At 71.9% G+C, this 22520-nt stretch carries 18 protein-coding genes, 5 tRNA genes and 2 pseudogenes; 8 read left to right on the top strand and 17 right to left on the bottom strand.

The window, feature by feature from the left end; all coding sequences use genetic code 11:
• Positions 1-9: 9 nt before the first annotated feature.
• Positions 10-648 (bottom strand): response regulator, encoded by a 639-nt coding sequence (locus WHN02_RS12150; protein WP_434743400.1) that lies wholly within the window; start codon positions 646-648, stop codon positions 10-12.
• 154 nt (positions 649-802) lie between these two features.
• Between WHN02_RS12150 and WHN02_RS12145 the strand changes: the two genes are divergently transcribed.
• A complete protein-coding gene (locus WHN02_RS12145; RefSeq protein ID WP_434743399.1) occupies positions 803-1777 on the top strand; it encodes an Acg family FMN-binding oxidoreductase in 975 nt (324 codons plus the stop codon).
• A 69-nt stretch (positions 1778-1846) separates the two neighbouring features.
• Here WHN02_RS12145 and WHN02_RS12140 read toward each other — a convergent pair.
• Together WHN02_RS12140 and WHN02_RS12135 are read right to left on the bottom strand one after the other, a co-directional pair.
• Positions 1847-1921 (bottom strand) — tRNA-Val (locus WHN02_RS12140).
• Between the two features lie 60 nt (positions 1922-1981).
• A tRNA-Gly gene (locus WHN02_RS12135) sits at positions 1982-2054 on the bottom strand.
• Between the two features lie 152 nt (positions 2055-2206).
• Between WHN02_RS12135 and WHN02_RS12130 the strand changes: the two genes are divergently transcribed.
• Complete coding sequence (locus tag WHN02_RS12130; RefSeq protein WP_434743930.1) at positions 2207-2434, top strand: DUF6458 family protein; 228 nt, start codon at positions 2207-2209, stop codon at positions 2432-2434.
• A gap of 36 nt (positions 2435-2470) precedes the next feature.
• Positions 2471-3076 (top strand): SsrA-binding protein SmpB, encoded by a 606-nt coding sequence (smpB, locus tag WHN02_RS12125; protein ID WP_434743398.1) that lies wholly within the window; start codon positions 2471-2473, stop codon positions 3074-3076.
• 135 nt (positions 3077-3211) lie between these two features.
• Here the strand turns inward: smpB and WHN02_RS12120 are convergent.
• The 3 genes from WHN02_RS12120 to WHN02_RS12110 all read right to left on the bottom strand — a co-directional run bounded on the left by WHN02_RS12120 (position 3212) and on the right by WHN02_RS12110 (position 3472).
• Positions 3212-3286: transfer RNA gene (locus tag WHN02_RS12120), tRNA-Val, on the bottom strand.
• Between the two features lie 12 nt (positions 3287-3298).
• Positions 3299-3369 (bottom strand) — tRNA-Cys (locus WHN02_RS12115).
• Between the two features lie 30 nt (positions 3370-3399).
• A tRNA-Gly gene (locus WHN02_RS12110) sits at positions 3400-3472 on the bottom strand.
• A gap of 324 nt (positions 3473-3796) precedes the next feature.
• Between WHN02_RS12110 and WHN02_RS12105 the strand changes: the two genes are divergently transcribed.
• Positions 3797-4399, top strand: coding sequence for a TetR/AcrR family transcriptional regulator (locus WHN02_RS12105; RefSeq protein ID WP_350895677.1), 603 nt, complete (start codon positions 3797-3799; stop codon positions 4397-4399).
• Positions 4400-4546: 147 nt separating this feature from the next.
• On the opposite strand, the gene WHN02_RS12100 is transcribed toward WHN02_RS12105, so the two are convergent.
• Positions 4547-5464 (bottom strand): hypothetical protein, encoded by a 918-nt coding sequence (locus WHN02_RS12100; RefSeq protein ID WP_434743397.1) that lies wholly within the window; start codon positions 5462-5464, stop codon positions 4547-4549.
• Between the two features lie 181 nt (positions 5465-5645).
• On the opposite strand from WHN02_RS12100, the gene WHN02_RS12095 reads away from it, so the two are divergent.
• Together WHN02_RS12095 and WHN02_RS12090 are read left to right on the top strand one after the other, a co-directional pair.
• Positions 5646-6320, top strand: a complete 675-nt coding sequence (locus WHN02_RS12095; RefSeq protein WP_434743396.1) for a class I SAM-dependent methyltransferase — start codon at positions 5646-5648, stop codon at positions 6318-6320.
• 9 nt (positions 6321-6329) lie between these two features.
• On the top strand, positions 6330-7538 hold the full coding sequence (locus tag WHN02_RS12090; RefSeq protein ID WP_434743395.1) for a cytochrome P450: 1209 nt from the start codon (positions 6330-6332) through the stop codon (positions 7536-7538).
• Positions 7539-7578: 40 nt separating this feature from the next.
• Here WHN02_RS12090 and bioD read toward each other — a convergent pair whose 3' ends face one another.
• Together bioD and WHN02_RS12080 are read right to left on the bottom strand one after the other, a co-directional pair.
• Complete coding sequence (gene bioD / locus WHN02_RS12085; RefSeq protein WP_434743929.1) at positions 7579-8283, bottom strand: dethiobiotin synthase; 705 nt, start codon at positions 8281-8283, stop codon at positions 7579-7581.
• 83 nt (positions 8284-8366) lie between these two features.
• Positions 8367-9500, bottom strand: a pseudogene (locus tag WHN02_RS12080) (8-amino-7-oxononanoate synthase); the annotation flags it as partial.
• Positions 9501-9673: 173 nt separating this feature from the next.
• On the opposite strand from WHN02_RS12080, the gene bioB reads away from it, so the two are divergent.
• Entirely contained in the window at positions 9674-10669 is a 996-nt protein-coding gene (gene bioB, locus WHN02_RS12075) for a biotin synthase BioB (RefSeq protein ID WP_434743394.1), read from the top strand.
• The gene (locus WHN02_RS12070) at positions 10666-10875 is read left to right on the top strand and encodes a hypothetical protein (RefSeq protein ID WP_434743393.1); all 210 of its coding nucleotides are present in this window, start codon (positions 10666-10668) and stop codon (positions 10873-10875) included. The genes bioB and WHN02_RS12070 overlap by 4 nt, the downstream gene beginning before the upstream one ends.
• Positions 10876-10987: 112 nt before the next feature.
• Here WHN02_RS12070 and WHN02_RS12065 read toward each other — a convergent pair.
• The 8 genes and pseudogenes from WHN02_RS12065 to WHN02_RS12030 all read right to left on the bottom strand — a co-directional run bounded on the left by WHN02_RS12065 (position 10988) and on the right by WHN02_RS12030 (position 22138).
• Positions 10988-13890, bottom strand: a pseudogene (locus WHN02_RS12065) (glycoside hydrolase family 9 protein).
• A gap of 194 nt (positions 13891-14084) precedes the next feature.
• A complete protein-coding gene (locus WHN02_RS12060; RefSeq protein WP_434743392.1) occupies positions 14085-15128 on the bottom strand; it encodes a GNAT family N-acetyltransferase in 1044 nt (347 codons plus the stop codon).
• 229 nt (positions 15129-15357) lie between these two features.
• Positions 15358-16059 (bottom strand): amino acid-binding protein, encoded by a 702-nt coding sequence (locus tag WHN02_RS12055; protein ID WP_434743391.1) that lies wholly within the window; start codon positions 16057-16059, stop codon positions 15358-15360.
• 211 nt (positions 16060-16270) lie between these two features.
• Complete coding sequence (locus tag WHN02_RS12050; RefSeq protein ID WP_434743390.1) at positions 16271-17317, bottom strand: LacI family DNA-binding transcriptional regulator; 1047 nt, start codon at positions 17315-17317, stop codon at positions 16271-16273.
• An 85-nt stretch (positions 17318-17402) separates the two neighbouring features.
• Complete coding sequence (locus WHN02_RS12045) at positions 17403-18836, bottom strand: GH1 family beta-glucosidase (protein WP_434743389.1); 1434 nt, start codon at positions 18834-18836, stop codon at positions 17403-17405.
• Complete coding sequence (locus WHN02_RS12040; protein ID WP_434743388.1) at positions 18833-19675, bottom strand: carbohydrate ABC transporter permease; 843 nt, start codon at positions 19673-19675, stop codon at positions 18833-18835. Before WHN02_RS12040 ends, WHN02_RS12045 begins: the two co-directional genes overlap by 4 nt.
• Before the next feature lie 10 nt (positions 19676-19685).
• On the bottom strand, positions 19686-20657 hold the full coding sequence (locus WHN02_RS12035) for a carbohydrate ABC transporter permease (protein WP_434743387.1): 972 nt from the start codon (positions 20655-20657) through the stop codon (positions 19686-19688).
• Between the two features lie 191 nt (positions 20658-20848).
• Positions 20849-22138 (bottom strand): ABC transporter substrate-binding protein, encoded by a 1290-nt coding sequence (locus WHN02_RS12030; protein WP_434743386.1) that lies wholly within the window; start codon positions 22136-22138, stop codon positions 20849-20851.
• Positions 22139-22520 lie beyond the last annotated feature (382 nt).

The raw sequence follows: 22520 nt of genomic DNA, 5'->3' as shown, positions 1-22520 counted from the left end.
GGCCACCCGTCAGGGGCGCTGCCCCAGCAGCCGGGTGGCCAGGACCGCCGCCTGGGTACGACGTTCCAGCCCCAGCTTGGCCAGCACACTGGAGACGTAGTTCTTCACCGTCTTCTCGGCCAGGAACATCCGTCCGGCGATCTCCCGGTTCGTCAGCCCCTCGGCGACGTACTCCAGGATCCGTCGCTCCTGCTCGGTGAGGGACTTCAACTCCCGGGGCTGCTCCACACCGTTGCGGATCCGCTCCAACACCCGGGTGGTGATCGCCGGGTCGAGCAGCGACTGCCCGGCCGCCACCCGCCGCACCGTGTCCACCAGGTCGGTGCCCCGGATCTGCTTGAGGACGTACCCGGCGGCACCGGCCATGATCGCGGCGAAGAGCGCCTCGTCGTCCTCGTACGAGGTGAGGATCAGGCCCTTGATCGACGAGTCGACCGCCCGGACGTCCCGACACACGTCGATGCCGTTGCCGTCGGGCAGCCGGGCGTCGAGGATGGCCACGTCGGGCCGGAGCGCCGGGATACGGCGGGCCGCCTCCGGGGCGGAGCCGGACTCGCCGACCACCTCGATGTCGCCGCCGCTGGTCAACAGGTCGGCCAGGCCACGCCGGACGACCTCGTGGTCGTCGAGAAGGAACACCCGGATCATTCCTCGTTTCTACCCGGCCGCCAGCGGCTCCGCACGGGCCGAAGGTCCCGGCCCCCCGTCCGACACCCGCGGTGGGACCCGGTACGACGGGACGTCCGGCCCTGCCCGCCACCGGCCCGTACGGGGCACCGTGACTGTGGAAGGGAGCCTCACCATGGACACCGGGTTCACTGTCGAACACCTGCGGGCCGCAGTCCGGGACGCCGTCCGCGCGCCGTCGTTGCACAACACCCAGCCGTGGCGGTTCCGTCTGCACGACGGCGGGATCGAGGTGGCGGTCGACCCCCTGCGTCGCCTGGCGGTGACCGACCCGTCCGGCTGGGGTGCCCGGCTCTCCTGCGGGGCCGCCCTGTTCAACCTGCGGCTGTCGCTGGCAGTGGCGGGCCGACCGGCCCGGGTACGGCTGCGCCCGTACCCGAACGACCCGGAGGTGGTGGCCCGCCTGGTGCCGGACCGCCCCCGCCCGCCGACCCCGGCGCAGCGGACCCTGCACGCGGCGGTGCCCCGACGGTTCAGCAACCGCACCCCCTTCCGACCCGACCCGGTCCCGGCCGACCTGCGGTGGCGGCTCGGCGAGGCGGCCCGGGCCGAACAGTGCTGGCTGGAACTGGTGATCGGGGTCAGCGCGGTCAACGCGTTCGCCGAGATCGCGCACACCGCCCACCGGGTCCTGCACCGTGAGGCCGCCTACCGGGCCGAACTGGCCGACTGGGTACGGACCGGACCGGCCGACGACGGGGTCCCGGCCGACGCCGGTGGCCCGGTGTCCCAGCCCCAGGACCTCCTACCCGCCCGGGACTTCGGCGACCGCGACCGCGCCCCCGGCCGGGATTTCGAGGCCGAGCCCCTGGTGGCGGTGCTCGGCGCCCCCGGCAACACCGGGGTCGACCAGATCCTCGCCGGGCAGGCCCTGCAACGGGTACTGCTCACCGCCACCGACGCCGGGCTCTCCGCGTCCCTGCTGTCCCAGCCGATCGAGGTGCCGGGTGCCCGGGAGGTGCTGCGCCGGTCCCTGGGCCGGTTCGGGACCCCGCAGATGGTGTTGCGGGTCGGCTACGGCCGACCGGGGTGGGCGACCCCCCGCCGGGACGTCGACGAGGTGGTCGACCTCCTGGTCGACCAGGTGTGACTGCCGACGCCGCAACGAGTACGGCCCGGGAGGGTTCCCCGGGCCGGCAGCGGACGTTTCGATGATCGATGGTGGGCGATACTGGGTTTGAACCAGTGACCTCTTCCGTGTCAAGGAAGCGCGCTCCCACTGCGCCAATCGCCCGTGGGGCCGAACCGGAATCACCGGCTCCGGCGACGGTCTCCCCCGGCGGGAAAGACCACGAGCGGACGACGGGATTCGAACCCGCGACCCTCACCTTGGCAAGGTGATGCGCTACCAGCTGCGCTACGTCCGCGTGCCACCGATCGGTGTCGGTGACGGCACCAACTGTACCCGATTCCAAGATCAGGCGTCGCCCACCCCCGTCCACCGGGATTGTCCGGCTCGCCACCGGGGTACTGGATCCGTCGACAGCACACCGCACCCCCGAAGGAGGCTGTCGTGGGAATGGGAACGAGCATCTTCCTGATCGCGGTCGGCGCGATCTTCACCTTCGCCATGGACGCCACCGTCGCCGGCGTCGACCTCGACGTGGTCGGCTGGATCCTGATGGGCGCCGGCGTGCTGGGGCTCGTCATGACCGGGCTGATCTGGGGACGCCGCCGCCAGGTGGTCGCCGCCCCGGCCGCCCAGCCGTACGTCGAGGAGCGCCGGGACCCCGCCCCGCCGCTGTAGGCACGCACCGCTGGGCCGCACCGTCGATCCGGGCGGGTGCCGTCGCCGAGTCGCACCTTCACGGGAGCGGCCCGGCGCCCCCGTGGGCCGACAGCGGCGGACGGGGGACCCTATGCTGGTCCCCGCCCCTATCGGCCCGCACCACCGGAGGTCGTCGCGTCCAGGCAGACCGGTCGTCAGGTCGTCGCGTCGAACCGTCGGGCGCGACACGACTACGACATCCTCAAGACCTACGAGGCGGGCCTCGTCCTGGCCGGCACCGAGGTCAAGTCGCTGCGCGAGGGGCGGGTGTCGCTGGTGGACGCCTTCGCCCAGGAACTCGACGGTGAGCTGATGCTGCACGGCCTGCACATCGCCGAGTACGGCTACGGCACGTGGACCAACCACCAGCCCCGACGCACCCGCAAGCTGCTGCTGCGCCGGGTGGAGATCGACCGGATCCTGACCCGGCTCCGCGAGGACGGGACCGGGCTGACCCTCGTACCGCTGTCGATGTACTTCGCCGGGGGCTGGGCCAAGGTGGAACTGGCCCTGGCCAAGGGCCGCCGCTCGTACGACAAGCGGCAGGCGCTCGCCGAACGGGACGCCAACCGGGAGATCGCCAGGGAGTTCGGCCGGCACCTCAAGGGCCGACGCCGCTGACCGTCGGGGTGTGGGCGGGCGGGTGGCAGCGGGATCCGCGAACGCGGTCCGGTGCAGCTCCCCCGAGGAATCCCGGAAGCCGCTCAAGAAGCAGCGAGGCGGCTCACCGATTATCCGGTGAGCCGCCTCGCTCGCTGGTGGGCGATACTGGGTTTGAACCAGTGACCTCTTCCGTGTCAAGGAAGCGCGCTCCCACTGCGCCAATCGCCCTCGTCCTTGCCGAGGTGGAGACGGGATTTGAACCCGTGTACACGGCTTTGCAGGCCGTTGCCTCGCCTCTCGGCCACTCCACCGAGGTTGCCCCTGTCGTGGCGGCATCTCCGAGCGGACGACGGGATTCGAACCCGCGACCCTCACCTTGGCAAGGTGATGCGCTACCAGCTGCGCTACGTCCGCACGCCTCCCGGTGTTCCCGGGTGACGGATGGGAACTTTAGCCGAGCCCGGGAAGGGTTGCCAAATCGGGGGCGAATTCCGGCGCGGCGGAGCCGGGTCGACTCCCCCAGGGCTTCCTAGGAGGATGGGGAGGATCCGCCGGGCGGTCGGGTCGGGTCGGCGGCGGGGCCATCGACCGGAACCCATCGACGGGTGGGCGGGCGCCCAGATCAGGAGGCGCGAACAAACCGACAAACTTGAATGAAGCTCCGGGTTCGGTCAGTCCACGGCAACATCACCCGGGCGGTAACTGTTTGTGCACGAACGGATAGGCTACGGTAACGCCGTGACGAGACGCGCGGTCGAAATCCGGCTGGATGCCCTGCTGCGTACGGCCTGCGACGTGATCGCCGAACGCGGCCTGGCCAACACCCGGACAGCCGACGTGGCCCAGGCCGCCGGGGTCAGCCAGGCGCTGGTGTTCTACCACTTCGCCACGAAGGACCGACTCGTGGCGCAGGCGTACGCGTACGCGGCCGAGCAGGATCTGGCCCGGTTGGACGCCGTGGTCCGCTCCGCCGCACCACCCCTGACCAAACTGAAGCGGATCCTGCGGCTCTACCCACCGACCGGCCGAAGCACCTCCTGGGCGATGTGGATCGACGGGTGGTCGGAGTCACTGCGTACCCCGGAGTTGGAGAAGGTCTCCCGCCGCCTCGACCTGCGCTGGCGCACGGACCTGGCGGCGGTGATCTCCGCCGGGGTCGCCGACGGCACCTTCGAGTGCACCGACCCGGACGGCGCGGCCTGGCGGATCAACGCCGTGATGGACGGCCTCGCCGTGCAGTTCGCCGTGCACGACCGGGTCATCTCCCGCCGCCAGTTCACCGAGTGGATCCGGCTGGTGGCAGCGCGCGAACTCGGCCTCGATCCGTCCCGGTTGGACTGACGAGGACCGGACCGACGGCGGTCGGCCCGGTGCAGACCGGCCCGACGGCCCGAGGGGACCGTCGGGCCGGGGAGACCGGACCGAGAGACCGTCGGCCCGCGGAAGGACCCGCGGACCTGCGGAGACCGGCCGAGGGCGTCGACGCCGTCAGCGGCGGGCGGGACGCCAGCGTTGCGCGCTGGCCGGACGCTCCCACCGTTGCCGCAACGCCGCCCGGTCGTCCGGCTCGATCGAGACGGTCAGGTCGTTCGGCTCGTCGGGGGCACCGGCCGGGCGCATCAGGTGCCGCAGCCGCAGCAGCAGACTGACCCCCAGGAACAACAGCAGGCCGCCGAGGAGGAAGGCGGCGTGCACCACGCCGAAACCACCGCCGGTCTGGGCGGTCGGCCGGCCCGCGGCACCCGCCGGCACGTCGGTGCTGTCGGTGGACTCGATCGGCTCCTCGGCGGGGATCGCCGCCTCGACCGTCGGTTCGAGACTCGGCTCGACAGTCGGTTCCACAGTCGGCTCCGGCGTCGGCTCCGGGTCACGCGGGGCGGCGGTGGTCGGCTCCGGGCGTCCGCCCGCCCCGAACACCGCCCGGGTGGCGGTCTGCCGGGACAGCAACCGGTTGTTCACGTCGTACGCCTCGGCGGCCAGGCTGATCCGGCCCTGCCCGACGTCCCCGGTCACCGCCAACCGGTAGGTGGCGGTCACCGTCCGGTCCGGGCAACTGACCCCCGGGTCGAGTTGCCGGTCGGTCACCCGGGCCGACGATCCCTCGGTCCGGATCGACACCGGGAACGAGCCGGTCTCCTCGATCCGGTCCACCCGGACCTGGTTCAGCCGCATCCCCTGCACCTGAAGCACCATCGACCAGCGGACCTTGACGCATCCGCCGTCCCGGTCGGTCCGGGCCACCACCGCATCGATCGTCTCCACCCGGCCGTCGGCGGTGAACTCCTGCGGCACACCGCGCAGTTCGGTGCCGAACGCCGCCTGCGCCGGCAGGGCCATGGCCCCCTGCACGCCCGCGAGGCAGGCCAGCACCACCCCGACCCGTAACGCGTACCGCAACACCGTCACCACTCCCTCGTGCCTCCCGGGTCCTGTCCAGTGATCAACGCTAGGAGCGGACCCACCCCGCCGGTAGACGGGCGTGTTCGCACGCACCGTGAAGTAGAGGGGGCCATTTCACCGACAGTGGTGAACCCTTCACCCCCCACCCGTGACACGCCCGGGATCCGGAGCCGGGCACAATCGGGGCATGCCCGACCTGTCCTCGACCTTCGTCCGGCTGCACGCCCGGCTCGCCCCGGTGGCCTTCGTCCCCGAGGTACGCCTGCACCAGGCCGACGAGCCGATCGGGCTGTGGGAGCTGACCGAGGGTGAGTTCCACAGCGCCCAACCCCCGCCGTTCTGGGCCTTCGCCTGGGCCGGTGGGCAGGCCCTGGCCCGGTACGTCCTCGACGAGCCGACTGTGGTCGCCGGCCGCCGGGTGCTGGACCTGGCCGCCGGGAGCGGCCTGGTGGCGATCGCCGCCGCCCGGGCGGGCGCGGCAGCCGTCCGGGCCGTCGAGATCGACGAGCGGGCGGTGGCCGCCGTCGCGCTCAACGCCGAGGCCAACGGGGTACGCGTCACCGCCGACCACGCCGACCTGCTCGAACCGGACACCGCCGACACCGACGCCGAGGTGATCCTCGCCGGGGACGTGTTCTACAGCGAGGCGATGGCGAACCGGATGCTGCGGTTCCTGCTCCGGGCGGCGCGCTCCGGGGCGCGGGTCCTGGTCGGCGACCCCGATCGGGCGTTCCTGCCCCGGGAACGGTTCCGGGAGTTGGCGACCTACCAGGTGCCGGTCCCCCCGGCGCTGGAGAGCGTACGGGTGAAGCGCACCACGGTGTGGGAGCTGAACCCGGCCCGCCCGGGCGCCTCCCGCTAGCGTGTCGGAGTGCTGTTCAGCAGCTGGACGGCGGTCGCCGGTCCCCCTCCCCCGGGCCTGACGAGCGCGCCCGGGATCGACGGGACCGGGTGGCCCGACGTGGCGGTGGTCGCCGACCACGTGGGTGTCGAACATCTGGTGGTGACCCGGCACGCCCTGGTCCGGCAGGTCCTCGCCGACCCGGAGACCTACCGCCCGGACAACGCCCTGGACGCGGTGACCCCGGTGCCGGTGGCGGCCCTGCGGGTGCTCGCCGAACACCGGTTCCGGCTGCCGCCCACCCTGGCCAACAACGCCGGGGCGAGCCATCCGGCGATCCGGGCGATAGTCGCCGACGCCCTGCACCCGTCCCGGGTCGAGGCCCAGCGTCAGTGGCTGACCGGGGTGGTCCGACGACGGGCCGCCGGGATCGCCGCCGACCTGGCCACCGGGCGTGAGGTCGACCTGCACGCCGAGGTCGCCGCCGACCTGCCGCTGCTGGCCCTCGCCCGGCTCGTCGAGTTGCCGGACGCCCCGGTCGACGTGGTCAAGGACTTCGCCCGGGCCGCCCTGGAACTGTTCTGGGCCCCGGTGGACGCCGACCGGCAGCGGGTCCTCGCCGCCGAGGTCGGACGCTTCCACCTGGTGCTGCGGGAGTTCGCCGCCACCGGGGGCGGCCTGGTGGCCCGGCTCCGGTCCGCCGGACACCCGCCCGACGTGGTGGTCGGTGCGCTCTTCTTCCTCCTGGTCGCCGGGCAGGAGACCACCTCCCAGTTCCTCACCCTGCTGCTGCACCGGCTGGCCGGTCACCCGGGGGTCGTCGCCGGTCTCCGGCGGGGTGAGGTGTCGGTGGCCGACGTGGTCGAGGAGGGGCTTCGGCTGGAGCCGCCGATCGTGACGTGGCGGCGGGTGGCGACGACCAGGACCCGGCTGGGATCCACAGTGGTGCCGGCGGGAAGCAGCGTCGTGCTCTGGCTCGGTCGGGCCGGCCGCGACCCGGCGGTGGTCGCCCACCCCGACGACCTCGTACCCGGGCAGCGGGGTTCCCGTCGGCACCTGGCCTTCGGCGTCGGCGCGCACCGGTGCGTCGGGGCGCAGTTGGCGCGGATGGAGGCGGGCGTGGTGGTCGAGGAGGTCGCTCCCCTCCTGTCCGGGGCGACGGTGGTCCGGGCACCCTGGTACCCGGACAATCTGACCTTCCGGATGCCTGACGCCTTCGTGATCCGCCGACCCCGCTGACCGACCGCGCCGCTCGTCTGCCCTCGGAATTCGGGGCCGGTCAGCCGGCGTCCTCGGCCCAGGCCCGCCAGTCGTCGAGGACGCCGTACAGGGCCGGGGTCAACCAGCCCGGGGCGGAGCGACGGAACACCCCCGGGTCCATGGTGCCCGCGCCGTCGGGCAGCGCGCCGAGCAGATCCGGTACCAGGTCGGTGAGGTTGGCCCAGTGGACCAGCTCGGGCTCGGCGGGCCACGCCCCGATCACGATCCCGGCCGGTACCGCCCGCCGGTGCAGCGCCTCCAGCGTCAACGCGGTGTGGTTGAGGGTGCCCAACCCGGCCCGGGCCACCACCACCGCCGGGGCGTCCAGGGAGACCGCCAGGTCGGCCACCGTCCAGGGCTCACCGGAGGGGCGTACCCCCATCGGGACGAGCAACCCACCGGCCCCCTCGATCAGCACCAGGTCGTGCTTGTCGACCTCGGCCCGGATCGCGTCGACGGCGGTGTACAGCTCCAACGGCTCCAACTCGGCCATCCGGGCCGCAGCCAGGGGGGCGAGGGGGTCGGGAAAGCTCGCCAGCGTACGGCCGGTCATCGGCGCGGCCAGCCGGTTCACCTCGTCGAGGTCGGTCGGGGTGCCGTCCGCCGTACCCGTCTGGCCGGGTTTGACCACCGCCACCCGCAGCCCGGCGGCCTGCGCGGCGGCGGTGATCGCAGCGGTCACCACCGTCTTCCCGACGCCGGTGTCGGTGCCGGTGACCAGCACCGGCCCCTGCCAGGGCGCGGTCACGACGGCACCGTGGCGCACGATCCGGAACGGTCCGCACCGGCCTCGGTGGGATCGGCGGGTGGCGCGCAGTCGACGACGACCTCCAAGGCCCTGTCGAAGTCGGGTCGGGGCACCCCCGTGTTGATCGTCAACCGCAGCCGGGACCTGTCGTCCGGCGTCGAGGGCGGCCGGAAGCAGCCCACCGCCACACCCCGGTCGGCACAGTCGGCGGCCCAGGCGGTGGCGGCCTGCGGGCTCGGGGCGGTCACCGACACCACTGCCCCGTCCGGCGCCGGGACGCTCAGACCGGCGGCGCGGAGGCGACGGACCACTGCGGCGGCCCGGTCGGCGAGTTCGGCGCGCTCGTCGTCGGCGTGCTGCGCCAACCGCACCGCGGCGAGCACCCCGGCGGCGACGGCGGGCGGCAACGCCGTGTCGAAGATGAAGGTCCGTCCCGTCTCGACCAGGTGCCTGACGAACCCGGCCGGACCCGCCACCACCCCACCGGCACCGCCGAGCGCCTTGGACAGGGTCGCGGTGACCACCACGTCCGGTTCGCCGGACAGCCCCGCCGCCGCCACCCCGCCGGCACCGCCGGGGCCGAGGACACCCACCGCGTGGGCGTCGTCGACGAGCAGCAACGCCCCGTACCGGCGGGCGACTGCGTGCAGGTCGGCAAGGGGGGCGAGGTCACCGTCGACGGAGAAGACCGACTCGGTCACGACCACCGCCGGTCGGCCGGGCGCGGCGGCCAACGCCCCGGCCACCGCCGCCGGGTCGGTGTGCCCGGCCACCACGGTCTCCGCCCCGGACAGGCGGCACCCGTCGATCAGCGAGGCGTGGTTGTGGGCGTCACAGACCAGGAGGGTACGCGGACGCACGAGACCCCTGATCGCGCCGAGGTTGGCCAGGTAACCGGAGGAGAAGACGAGGCTGCCCTCGACGCCGAGCCAGTCCGCCAGGGCCGACTCCAACAGGCGGTGCGCCTCGGTCGACCCACGGACCAGCCGGGACCCGGCGGCACCCAGCCCGTACCCGGTCAGGGCCTGCGCGGCGGCGGCGACGACCTCGGGGTGGGTGGCCAGGCCGAGGTAGTCGTTGCCGGCCAGGTCGACCACCGCGTCGTCGGCCTGGCGAGGTCGCAACCGCCGGGTGAGCCCGGCCCTCGCCCGCAGTTCGGCACGACGATCGAGGGCCGCCAGCCAGTCCGCCACCGTCACTCCCCTCACCGCCCGTCGGGCGAAAATTACCACCCGGCCGCCCCCGACCGGCGTGGCGTGGAGGCCACCCCGCCGTCCCCGGGCGCGTCGCGTACGCGAGCCCTGGTGGGCGGGACGGGTGGTCGGCGGCGTTCCCGCCGCCTCGGGGGCCTTGTAGGGTACGAGCCATGGCAGAAATCCTCGATCAGGCTCGGGCGCAGGTGCTGGACGACGGCGTCGGCCTGGACGAAGCCGGTGTCCTCGCCGTGCTCACCCTGCCCGACGAGGACCTCTCCGCCACGCTGCAACTCGCCCACGAGGTACGGATGCGCTGGTGCGGCCCGGAGGTCGAGGTCGAGGGCATCGTCTCGCTCAAGACCGGCGGATGCCCCGAGGACTGCCACTTCTGCTCCCAGTCGGGCCTGTTCACCTCGCCGGTCCGGTCGGTCTGGCTCGACATCCCGTCGCTCGTCGAGGCGGCGAAGCAGACCGCGGCGACCGGGGCGACGGAGTTCTGCATCGTCGCCGCCGTACGCGGGCCGGACGCCCGCCTGATGAGGCAGATGCGCGAGGGTGTGGCCGCCATCAAGGCGGAGGTCGACATCCAGGTCGCCGCCTCGCTGGGCATGCTCACGAAGGAGCAGGTCGACGACCTCGTCGACATGGGCGTCCACCGCTACAACCACAACCTGGAGACCTGCCGGTCGTACTTCCCCAACGTGGTCACCACCCACTCGTGGGAGGAACGCTGGGAGACCCTGCGGATGGTGCGCGAGTCCGGGATGGAGGTCTGCTGCGGCGGCATCCTGGGCCTCGGTGAGACGGTGGAGCAGCGGGCGGAGTTCGCCGCCCAGCTCGCCGAGCTGAACCCGCACGAGGTTCCGCTGAACTTCCTCAACCCCCGTCCGGGCACTCCCCTGGCCGACCGTCAGGTGGTCGAGGGAAAGGACGCCCTGCGGGCCATCGCCGCGTTCCGCCTGGCCATGCCCCGCACCATCCTGCGGTACGCGGGCGGCCGGGAGATCACCCTCGGCGACCTCGGGACCCGGGACGGGCTGCTCGGCGGCATCAACGCGGTGATCGTCGGCAACTACCTGACCACGTTGGGTCGTCCGGCCACCGATGACCTCCGGCTCCTCGACGACCTGAAGATGCCGGTCAAGGCGCTCTCCGAGACGCTGTGACAGCAACGGGGACCGGGCCTGTGACCCCACTGTGGTGTGACAGGTGCGGCGAGCCGACGGCGACCGGCACCCACCCGACCTGTGCGTCCGCCAGGTCGCTGGAGCCACCACGGTTCTGTGCCCGGTGCCGCCGCCGGATGAAGGTGCAGATCCTCCCGGCCGGATGGTCGGCGGTCTGCGTCGAACACGGCGACCTCCAAGGCTGACCCGCCCCGCCCCCTCGCACCTCCGCGCCTCTCGCGCTCTCCACGCTTGGCACGGCCGGAGCCGGTCACCGCCCGTGGGGGAGGTGACCGGCGGCCAGGGGTCGAGGGGTGGTCAGCCGGTGGTGCAGGTCTGACCGTTGAGGGTGAAGGCGGTCGGCTTGGGGTTGGTGCCGGTGTGGGTGCCGTTGAAGCCGAAGCTCGTCGACGCCCCAGGGGCGAGCGCCCCGTTGTACGACAGGTTCGTGGCGGTCACCGCCGTACCGGTCTGGGAGACCGTCGCCGACCAGGCCTGCCCGGCCTTCTGGCCGGTGGTGGGGAAGGCGAAGGCGAGGGTCCAGCCGGTCAGCGGGGTCGTGCCGGTGTTGGTGACCGTGACGTTGGCGGTGAAGCCGCTGCTCCAGTCGTTCGTGGTGTACCCGATCGCGCAGGACGAGGTGGGAGCGGCCGGGGTGGTGGTCGCCGTCACCGTGGGTGACGGCGGGGAGACGTTACCGGCGGCGTCGAGGGCGACGACGTAGTAGGTGTAGGTGGTGTCCGGGGTCAGCCCGGTCACCGTGTGGGTGGTGCCGGTGACGGTGGCGATCAGGGTCTGCAACGGGGCGGCCTGGCGGTAGACCCGGTAGCTGGTCACCCCGACGTCGTCGGTGGCCGGGGGCCAGGTGAGGGTGAGTCCGACGGCGCCGACGGCGGAGGCGACGGGGCGACCGGGTGCTGCGGGTGGGGTGGTGTCGCCGCTGTTGCCGGCCGGGGTGGTCACCCTGATCTCCGGCGCGGTGGTGGACTGGTTGCCGGCCCCGTCGCGGGCGTTGACCCAGAAGGTGTACGTGCGGGCCGGGAAGAGGCTGTCGACGGTCAGGCTGTTCGTGGTGGTGTTGCGGACCACCACCACGTCGCTGCCGACCTGCTGCTCGCGGACCACGTACCCGGCCAGCCCACTGCCGCCGGTGTCGGTGGAGGGCGGCCAGGTGAGGGTGACCGAGGTGGGGGTGAGCCCGGAGGCGACCGGGGTGCCCGGGACGGTGGGTGGGGTGGTGTCGGGAGCCGACGGTCCGGGCTCGGTGCCCCAGACCCGGGTGGTCCCGGCGTAGAGGGGGACGTTCCGGTTGGGTCCGGCGGTGCTCTGGTACGAGGGGTCGTCGGCCGGGTTCCAGGTCCCGCCCTCCGGTACGCCGACCTTGAACTGCACCTCCATCCGGTGGGCCGACTGTCCGGCGGGGGCGATGGTGTGACCGGTGCAGTCGACCTCGACGTACCAGAGGTCGGCGGAGTGCTGCCTGGCGGTGGTCGGGGACGGGCAGCCCTGGGTGTAGCCGGGGGTGACCTGGACCGGCCCGGTGCCGTCGGGGCGGAAGTAGTAGCGGAACTTCCCGTTGGTCAGGGCCCGGGCGGGGAAGGCCGACTTGTTGTAGACGATCACCTTCAGGCCGGTGGCCCGGGGCTCGTTCTGCATCACCGTGGTCTCCACGGTCAGCTCGTCGATGTCGGGGCGCTCCGCCCCGGGGAACCCGGCCAGGGGGTGCCGCCGTACTCCTGGGTGAGTCGGGCCAGGGCGGAGGTGAATCCGGCGTTGTAGTCGGTGGCGACCTCGTTCATCACGTAGTCGTCGCGGTTGTCGGTGTAGGCGTCGTCGGGCGAGGAGGGTCCGCCGACGAGCGCGCCGTAGAGGACGTGTCGGGTCTCGGCGGGCACCTTGCTGCTGTCCCACCAGGAGCCGTGGGCGGTGCGGTGGTGCGGGTTCTTCGGGGAGTTCGCTCCGAACCCGACCACGTAGCTGGAGTTGCGGGGGTTGTCGCCGAGGGCGTACCCGATCTGCCGGACGGCGAAGTCCTTGTACCGGGCCTTGCGGGTGGTGTCGGTGGTCTTGTCGCTGTAGACCAGGGCGGCGAAGGCGGTGTTGGCGGCGTACCGCAGCGCACCCCAGGAGTCGAGGACGGCCATCCCACCCGGGGAGTACCTGACCCTCTCCCCGTTGACCCCGACGGTCCAGTAGTCGAGCCACCGGTTGGCGTCGTCCACGTACTTCTGCTTACCGGTCAGGTTGGCCAGCAGCACGTAGGCCCCGAACTGCTTGTTGTCCCAGGCCACCGTCCACTTGTAGGAGCGCAGGGAACTCTGGTTCTCGGTGCCGAGCCTGTCATATTCGGTCTCGGCCTTGGCCAGGTAGGTGGCCTCCCCGGTGGCCCGGTACAGCCAGATCGCGCCCCAGACCAGTTCGTCCTGGTACCCGCTCCAGGACCGGTAGAAGCTGGTGGCGTCGGTGATGCACTCGCTGTAGCTCTTGCGGACCGTGTCGGCGAAGGTGTAGAGCTGCCGGGCGTGGCCGAGCAGCTTGTCGGCGTAGGCGGCGTCGGTGGGGCGGAACACCATCGACGACGCGGCCATCGCCGCCGCCGTCTCCCCCGCCAGGTCCGCGCCCCCACAGCTCGCATCGATCTTGTACGCCGGGCGCGCCATCGGCATCACCTCGGCCGGCCCCCACCACTTGTGGTCGTCGTCGCCCTTGCCCACCTGTCCGTAGAGGACGTTCGGGGCGGCGTGGGCCTTGACGAAGTAGTCGTTGACGAAACGCAGGTTGTTCAGGAGGTGGGTGAGCTGGCCGGACTGGACGTACCCGGCCCGGTACTCGACAGCTCCCCAGGCGAGCATCGTGGTGCTGAACGCCATCGGGAAGCCGAACTTCACGTGGTCACCGGCGTCGTACCAGCCGCCGGTGAGGTCGACGCCGACGTCGGAGCCGTCGGTGAGCGCCGAGTCGCCCCGCCAGGAGACCCGGTTCCAGGACGGCTTCGGGCCGGACTGCTGCGCCTCGTAGAACAGCAGCGACTTCTGCAACGCCTCGGCGTAGTTGAAGGCGGGTGCCGCAGCGGTGGTGGGGGCCGTGGCGGTGGTCGGGGCGGCGACGGCAGCCGGCGGTGCGGTGAGGGCGAGGGCGAGTCCGCTGGTCAGGGCGGCACCGGCGGCGACGAGGCGGCGTAGCCGGCCACGATCGAGCGGCGGGCGGGGGCGGTGGCGCATCGGGGGCTCCTGTCGGAAGGTGCCCGGCAGCCGACGAGGTACGCGGGACGGCGTCGGGGGACCTCGCCGGTGGCCGGTGGTGGGGTGGGTCCGCAGATGAGCGCCCGGGAGCGCTCCCATGGATGACAGACAATGTATCCACCCATCGACGGCTTGGGAACCCCGTCGACCACCACCCGTGCCGTGGCCCCCGGTCAGCCCGTGATCGCCGGGGTCACAGTCAGCGGCAGGGTGACGGTGAGCAGCGGCCCGTCCCGGTCCACCGGCGTGGGGCGGCCCAGCCGACGGAGGGTCCTCAGCATCGGCACGTTCTCCGCCTGGACGTGCAGCACCAGGGCGGCGTACCCGTCCCGCTCGGCACGGCGGACCACCCGGCGCAGCAGGGCGGTGCCGAGGCCCCGCCGTTGCCAGTCGTCGCGGACCAGGAGCGCCACCTCGGCCTCGTCCCCCTCGCCCAGCAGGTTCGCCATCGCCACCACCGGCTCCCCCGGGGCGTCGAGGTCGACGGCGACGAGGGTGACCCCCCGCTCCGGTTCGACCAGTCGGCGCAGCCGGGACGGGGCGGGCACCCCGCAGCCACCGAGGTAGCGTCGCTGTCGACTGCGCTCCGAGGACTTCTCGTGCAGGTCGAGAATCGCCGGTACGTCGTCGGCGCCCGCCGGGCGCACCCGTACCTCGGCACCGTCGGCGACGACGACGGTGACCTGGTCCTCGGCGCGTCGGGCGACTGTCGCTGCCAACTCCACCAGGGCCTGTGCCCGGGCGTACTCGGCCGGGGTGAAGCTCGGGGCGGCCCGCCGCAGGGTGAAGGTCCCGCCGGTCGGGTCGGCCAACCGCATCCGGTGGTCGTCGAGGCCCGGACGGTCGACCGGCGGAGCGGGACGCCAGCTCACCTCGTCCGCGCCGAGCAGGGTCCGCAGCGCCTCACCCGACGCCTCCGGATCCCGGACCAGCCGGGTGGCCAGGCCGAGGACCCGGGTCGGCGGGTCGGCCAACCCCCGTGCCTCGCTGCGCTGCACCCAGCACCGGCGACCGCGCCCCCGCTCCACGGCGGCCGTCAACTCCGCCTCGTCGACCGAGTCGGGGGCGTCGACGAGGAAGTCGTCGATCGCACCGGCCTCGGTGGTGTGCACCTGCACGCTGAGGATGTTCACCCCCCGCAGCGCGAGACTGGCAGTGAGCACCGACAGGAAGCCCGGCCGGTCGTCGACCGTCGCCCGGATCCGCCACAGCGCCATGTTCGTTCCCTTCCTCGCCTGGGTCCGACCTTCGCCGCCCGGTATTGCGGGAGCGTTGCCCGGCGGTGTCGAGCCCGGTACCGGGCGCAGATCACATTCACCCGGAACCGGATCGGGCCGACCCCGAACCGGGGTCGGCCCGTCGCCGGAGACCCGAGGGGGTCGGGCGACAGCTCGGCCCCGAACCGGGGCCGAGCCGACGAGGAGGGTCGGGCCGAAGGCCCGACGGTCAGGACCCGGCGACCGCCGAGGGGGCGCCGACCAGGTCCAGGCGGTCGCCGAGGATGACGGCGCTGGCCCGGACGAGCTGCGCCAGCCGGTCGACCTCGGTGCTGTGGAACGCCGCCGGGGTGAGGGTGTCGGTGCGTTCCCGCGCCACCAGCAGGACCAGCCCGGCCCGGCCGAACGGCGCCACCGCGAAGTGCCCACCGTCGACGCTCGTCAACGCCCGCGCCCGCAGCGGGGTCACCTCGGGCAACCGGGGCGGGACGGGGGCCCGCCAGCTCGCGTGCGCGACGCTCGCCTGTCCCCCACCGGCGCGGGACGCCCAGTCGACCGGCACCACGGCGGCCACCGCCCAGTCGGCGGCCAGCAATCCGGGGACCGCGTCGACGAGGGTGGCGAGGCCGTCGGTCGGGTTCGCCGCCACCTGGGCCAACAGCTCCGCGTCCTGGCCGGTGGTGGTGGGTGCGCCGATCGCCTGCCAGACCCCGTCCACCTGGACACCGGGGATGGCAGCCAACCCGGCCAGCAGCCGCTCGACGCGGCCCGCGCCGGGCCAGACCACCGTGAAGTCGTCGACAGCCCGCCCGCCGAGCCGCTCCAGCACCACGACCTGGACGATGTCGGCGCCGCAGACCCCGAGGGTGCGGGCCACCTGGCCGAGGGTTCCGGGCCGGTCGGGCAGGGTCACCCGAACTCTGAGCAACATGTCTGTCCCTCCACACGGCGGGGCCGGCACATCCGGCAGGCTGGGTGCCAGCCTGCCGGATGACCATTTCGCCCGTGTTGCGGGTGGATGACCCGGGTGAAACTCTCCTGGCAGCCGGTGCCGGACCGCACCGACTGTCACCGCCGACGAGGTCCGGCGGACCGCACCGACGGTCTTCGGCGACGGGGCCGGGCGGACCGCACCGACCGGGTCAGGCGGAGGCGCGTCGCACCATGTGGGTGTCCAGCAGGACGTGCGGGCTGGGCACCTCCTCGCCACGGATCCGGGCGACCAGGAGCAGGGCCATCTGGCGGCCCATCTCCTCGATCGGCTGGAAGACGGTGGTCAGCGGCGGCTCCGCCTGCCGGGCCACCGGGGCGTCGTCGAAACCGATCACCGCGACGTCCTCCGGGACCCGACGACCGGCCTCCCGCAACGCCCGCAGCGCGCCGAAGGCCATCAGGTCGGAGGCGACGAAGACCGCGTCGAGGTCCGGGCACTGCTCCAGCAGCCGCCGCATGCCGGCGGCACCGCTGCCCTCGCTGAAGTCGCCGTACGCGATCAGGTCGGGGTTGAGGCCGGTGCCGACGGCCTTGACCGCCTCCCGGTACCCGCTCAACCGGGCCAGCCCGGCCCCCATGTCCTGCGGGCCGGCGATCGTGGCGACCCGGCGTCGCCCCTGGTCGACCAGGTACTCCACGGCGTGTCGGGCACCGCCGACGTTGTCCACGTCGACGTACCAGCCGGGGGTCGCGGCGGGGTGGAGCATCCGCGCCGGCCGACCGCCCAGGACGGTGGGCAGGCCGCGCTCCTCCAGCAGGGTGGGCAGCGGGTCGGCGTCGTGCAGCGAGAGCAGCAGGACGCCGTCGACGTGCTGGTTGGTGAGATGGTGCTCGACGCGTTCCCGCTCGACCGGGGACTGGGCCATGGCGAGCCAGAGCTGCATCGGCGTCTCCAGCAGGCCGGAGCTGATCCCCCGGACGATGGCGGCGAAGAAGGGCTCGGTGAAGACCCGGTCCCCCGACTCGGAGACCACCAAAGCCACCGAGTCCGTACGCTGGGTGACCAGCGCCCGGGCGGCGCGGTTGGGGACGTACCCCAGCTCGGCGATGGCCTGCTGCACCGCGGCCCGGGCCTCCGGACTCACCTGAGGTGAGCCGTTGACCACCCGGGACACCGTCCCCCGGCCGACGCCGGCACGGGCCGCGACGGCGTCGAGGGTCGGGCGCCCGAGTGACCGGGTGCGCTGCGTAGTCATGGTCTGCTCCTCCGACATCGGGCGGTTCCGGCGTCACCCCAGCTGGGAGAGGCGCCGGAGCCGCCCGCCACTGGCTGGCCCTCGCCTATTGTGCGGCCAGACCGTTGCGTCGGATCACCTCGGCGTACCACCTGGCGCTGGACTTGGGGATCCGCGCCTGATCGTCGTCGTAGTCGACGTAGATCATGCCGAACCGCTTGGTGAATCCCCAGGCCCACTCGAAATTATCCATCAGTGACCAGGCGAAGTAGCCGCCCAGGGGCACCCCCGCGCTGATCGCGGCGTGTGCGGCGCGCAGATGCGCGTCGAAGTAGGCCACCCGGTCGACGTCGTCCACCCGGCCGTCGACGACCGTGTCGACGAAGGCCGAACCGTTCTCGGTGACGTAGAGCGGCAGGTCGGTGTACTCGTCGTGCACCCGGCGCAGCGTCTCGACGAGACCGGGGGCGTCGATCTCCCATTGCATGTCGGTCACCGGCACACCCCGACTGACGAACCGGACGTCCTCGCTGCCCGGCCAGGTAGAGCCGGAGACGAAACCGGACGAGGCCGGTTCCGGCGGCCCGGCGGCCACCACGTGTCGGCTGTAGTAGTTGATCCCGACCAGGTCCAGCGGGGTCGCGATGACGGCCAGGTCACCGTCGCGGACGTGTCCGAAGTCGCAGATCCGGCGCAGGTCGTCACGGACGTCCTGCGGGTACGACCCCCGCAGCAGCGGGTCCAGGAAGAACCGGTTGGCCAACCCGTCGATCCGTCGGGCGGCGTCGACGTCCTCCGGCGAGTCGGTGGCCGGGTCGACCGGGTACAGGTTCACCGTCACGCCGACCTGCGCGTCGGGGCGGGCGGCCCGCAGCGCCTGCACCGCGAGTCCGTGACCGAGCATCAGGTGGTGACCGGCCCGGACGGCCGCCGCCGAGTCGGTACGGCCGGGGGCGTGGACCCCCGAGCCGTACCCGAGGAAGGCGGAGCACCACGGCTCGTTGAGCGTGGTCCAGTGCCGCACCCGGTCACCGAGGGCGTCGACGACCAGCCGGGTGTAGTCGGCGAACCGGGCCGCGGTGTCCCGGGCCGGCCAGCCGCCCTCGTCCTCAAGGCGTTGGGGAAGGTCCCAGTGGTAGAGGGTCAACCACGGCTCGATGTCGCTGTCGAGCAGGTCGTCGACGAGGCGTCGGTAGAAGTCCAGGCCCTTGGCGTTGGCCGGGCCGGACCCGGTGGGCTGCACCCGGGGCCAGGAGACCGAGAACCGGTACGACTTCAGACCCAGGTCTGCCATCAGCGAGACGTCGGAGGCGAGCCGGTGGTAGTGGTCGCACGCCACGTCGCCGGTGTGCCCGGCCACCACGGTGCCCTCGGTGTGACTGAAGGTGTCCCAGATCGACGGGCCCCGACCGTCCTCGGTCGCCGCCCCCTCGATCTGGTACGCCGCCGTGGCCGCCCCCCAGAGGAAGCCGGACGGGAAGGTCAACTCTGTGCCCTGGTCGAGTACCCCGACCCCGGGCGACGGTGCCGGGTTGCTCACGACTTGACGGCGCCTTCCATGATCCCACCGATGATCTGGCGGCCGAAGATGAGGAAGACCAGGACCAGCGGGATGGTGCCGATCGCCGTGGCGGCGAAGACCTGCGAGTAGTCGGTGTAGTAGGCGTACGACAGGAACGACAGCGACACCTGGAGGGTGGGGTTCTCCGGGGTGAGGATCGCGTACGGCCACAGGAACGAGTTCCAGGTCTCCATGAAGGTGAGCAGACCCAGCACACCGGCGGCCGGACGCAGCGCCGGCAGCACGATGTTCCAGTAGATCCGGAAGGTGCTCGCGCCGTCCATCCGACCGGCCTCGATCAACTCGTCGGAGATGGCCTGGCTGGCGTACTGCCGCATCATGAACACCCCGAAGGCGCTGACCAGGAACGGCACGGTCACCGCGTAGAGGGTGTCGAACCACCCGAGGGTCTGCATCATGCCCCAGAGCGGGATGAGACCGAGCTGGGTCGGGATCATCATCGTGATGATGATGCCCAGGAGCAGGATGTTGCTGCCCCGGAACTTCAGTTTGGCGAAGGCGAATCCGGCCAGCGAGCCGGTCAGCACCACCGAGATCGTCACCACCGAGGAGACGATGATCGAGTTCATCATGCCGGTGAGGAAGTTGGCGGCGTCGTTGTCGAGGACCCGGCCGAAGTTGGCGCCGAACTCACCGCCCGGGAGCATCGGCGGGGGCACGTCGTTGATCTGGTCGAGGCTGCGGGTGCCGATGACGATCATGTAGTAGAACGGGTAGATCGAGAGCAGCGCCGCGAGGACGAGTGCGATGTAGGTCAGCGGGCTGGTGCGCCACAGGCGCTGGGATGCGGAGGTCACAGGTCGTTCCTCACTTGGCCGAGCGGCGGACGAGTACGAAGTTGAGCAACGACATCAGCACGATGATCAGGAACATCGCCCAGGCGACGGCGGCACCGTAGCCGGCGGTGTTCAGGTTCGTGATGCCCATCTCGTACATGTACATCGCCAGGGTCTGGAACTCCCGCTGGTCGCCGCCGAGGATCACGCCGTTGGCGAAGAGGAGGGGCTCGGTGAAGAGCTGCATGCCGCCGATCGTGGAGAGGATGACCACGAAGATGAAGGTCGGCTTGAGCATGGGGAGGGTGATCTGCCAGAACTGCCGCCACTGGCTGGCGCCGTCGAGGGCTGCCGCCTCGTAGAGGTCCTTCGGGATGGCCTGCATCCCGGCGAGCAGGATCAGGGTGTTGTAGCCGGTCCACCGCCAGTTGACCATGGAGGCGATCGCCGTCCAGGAGCTCAGTCTGCCCGCGTCCCAGTCGACCGGGCTGACCCCGACGAAGCTGAGCAGCCAGTTGAACATGCCGAAGTCACGCTGGAAGAGCATGCCGAAGACGATCGCGACGGCGGCCACCGAGACCACGTTGGGGATGAAGATGGCCATCCGGAAGAACGTCTTGGCCCGCAGGAGGGTGCGGTTGAGCAGGTTGGCCAGGAAGAGCGCGAGGAGCAGCTGCGGGATCGTCGACAGGGCGAAGATCCCGAAGGTGTTGACGAGCGCGTTCCAGAAGTAGTCGTCGGAGATCAGGCGGGTGTAGTTGTCCAGCCCGATGAACGTCTGGTCGCCGACCATGTCCCAGTCGTGCAGGGACATCCAGGCGGTCCGCAGCATCGGGTACAGGCCGAACGCGCCGAAGACGATGAAGAACGGTGCGATGTAGAGGTACGGCGAGTACTTCAGGTCCAGGCGGTTGAGCAGGTGCCCCTTGGCACGCCCGGAGTTGGCGGCCGGTGGCCGGGGGGCGGCTGGCGACGGCGGTGCCGTCGTGGTCGACAGGCTCATGACGGCACTCCGCTGCGGTGGGTACGGCCTGGGGACACCACGACGCCGGCCGGAGGGGTGGCTCGCTTGCGCTCGCTCATGGGGGGTTCCTTTCCCGGCGAGGCCCGGGGTCCTCGCTCAGGGTGGTACGCGGAGGGGGGACCGACCGGTGGCGTTCGGGAGTATCCCGAACGCCACCGGATGGGACTGACTCAGAAGGCGCCCTGGGTGGTGGCGTCCTTCGTGAACTGCTCCCAGGCCTTCTCCTTGTTGGCTTGCCCGTTCTCGAACGACCGCAGGGCCGGCTCGAGCGCGTTCTCCTTGACCGCCTGGTGCTTCGGACCCAGGTGGACCGGCTTGATGTTGGCGACGCTCTCACCGAAGATCTTGGCGGTAGGGGCCCCGCTGAAGTACTCGTTGGTGTAGCTCAGGAAGTCCTGGTTCTTCAGGGCCTCCAGGTTGGTGGGCAGTGGGCCCTTGAGCTTGAACGCCTCGACCTGGCTCTTGGAGCTGGTCAGGAACTCGGCCAGCTTCGCGGCCTCCTTCTGGTGGGCGCTCTGCTCCGGCACGGACAGCCAGGAGCCGCCCCAGTTACCCGCGCCGCCCGGCACGCCGGCGACGTCCCACTTGCCCTTGTTGGCCGGACCGGAGTTGTCCGCCACGATGCCGAGCATCCAGGACGGGCAGAAGGTCGCGGCGAAGCTGCCCTGCTTGAAGCCGGCCGACCACTCGGGCGACCAGGTCTGGGCCTTGGCGGAGATCTCGCTCATCGAGGTCGCGGTGTCCCACGCGGCCCGGACCGCCGGGCTCTTGTCCGCGATGACGTTGTTGTCCTTGTCGTAGAACAGGTCGGTGCCCTGCTGGAACAACACGCCGTTGGAGACCGCGGTGATCGAGTCGATCAGGGCCTTGCCGCCGCTGCCGGCCTTGTACTTCTTGCCCGCGGCGAGGAAGCCGTTCCAGTCCGGCCAGAGGGCGGTGACCTGGTCCCGCTCGGTCGGCAGACCGGCGGCCTGGAACAGGTCCTTGCGGTAGCAGACCGCGAGGCTGCCGACGTCGGTCGGCAGACCCATCAGCCGACCGTCGGGGGCCTTGCCCAGCTCCCACTTCCAGGGCAGGTACTCGGTGGAGTGGTCGGCGACCAACGGCTGCAGGTCCACCCAGTTACGCGGGTTGGCCTTGAACTCGTTGAGGATGCCCTCCTCCAGGGCGACCACGTCGCCCGCGCCCTTGCCGGTGGCGAGGTAGCGGACCAGCTTGGGGCGGTAGTCACCGAGCTGAGCGGTCTTGCGCAGCTCGATCTTGATGCCGGATTCCTTCTCGTACTGCTTGACGAGCTCGTCGTAGCCCATCTCGCCGAAGGTGTCGACGACCAGCTTGGCCGGCTTTCCGTCGGCGGTGGTCGAGCTCTCGTCGTTGCCGCAGGCCGTGAGACCGCCCAGTGCGGTGATCGCGGCAAGGGCGGCGACGGCCATGCGGTTGCGCCGCGTGGTGACGCTCATCCTGACCCCTCTTTTCGGTGGTGAGGCAGTGGGTTTCCGTGGTGGGGTGTGCTGCTCGCGAAGCCGGGCCCGGCGGAGGGCCGGACCGGTTTCGAGTGCCCCGGTTCGCTGGATCCGCGAGCGCCGGGAGCGCTCCCATGAGACTGCCGGGGGGTTACAGGAGTGTCAATAGACCGTTTGCAGCGTTCCCAGATCGTTACCGCCGGCCCCGACGGGGCCACCACCGACAGAGCCTTCCCGGCCTCTGCCACAACCGTCCTGAGCAGGCGATACGTCGCCCTCGACGGACGGAAGGACGGCTGCGGGGCACCGAGACCCGCCCGTCTGTGCGATCAGGTCGGACCGTACCGGCGGTAGGGCCGACACCCACCGAGCGCCACCG

Source organism: Micromonospora sp. SH-82, assembly GCF_051132485.1.
Lineage (GTDB): Bacteria > Actinomycetota > Actinomycetes > Mycobacteriales > Micromonosporaceae > Micromonospora.
This window is presented reverse-complemented; position numbering and strand designations above follow the sequence as displayed.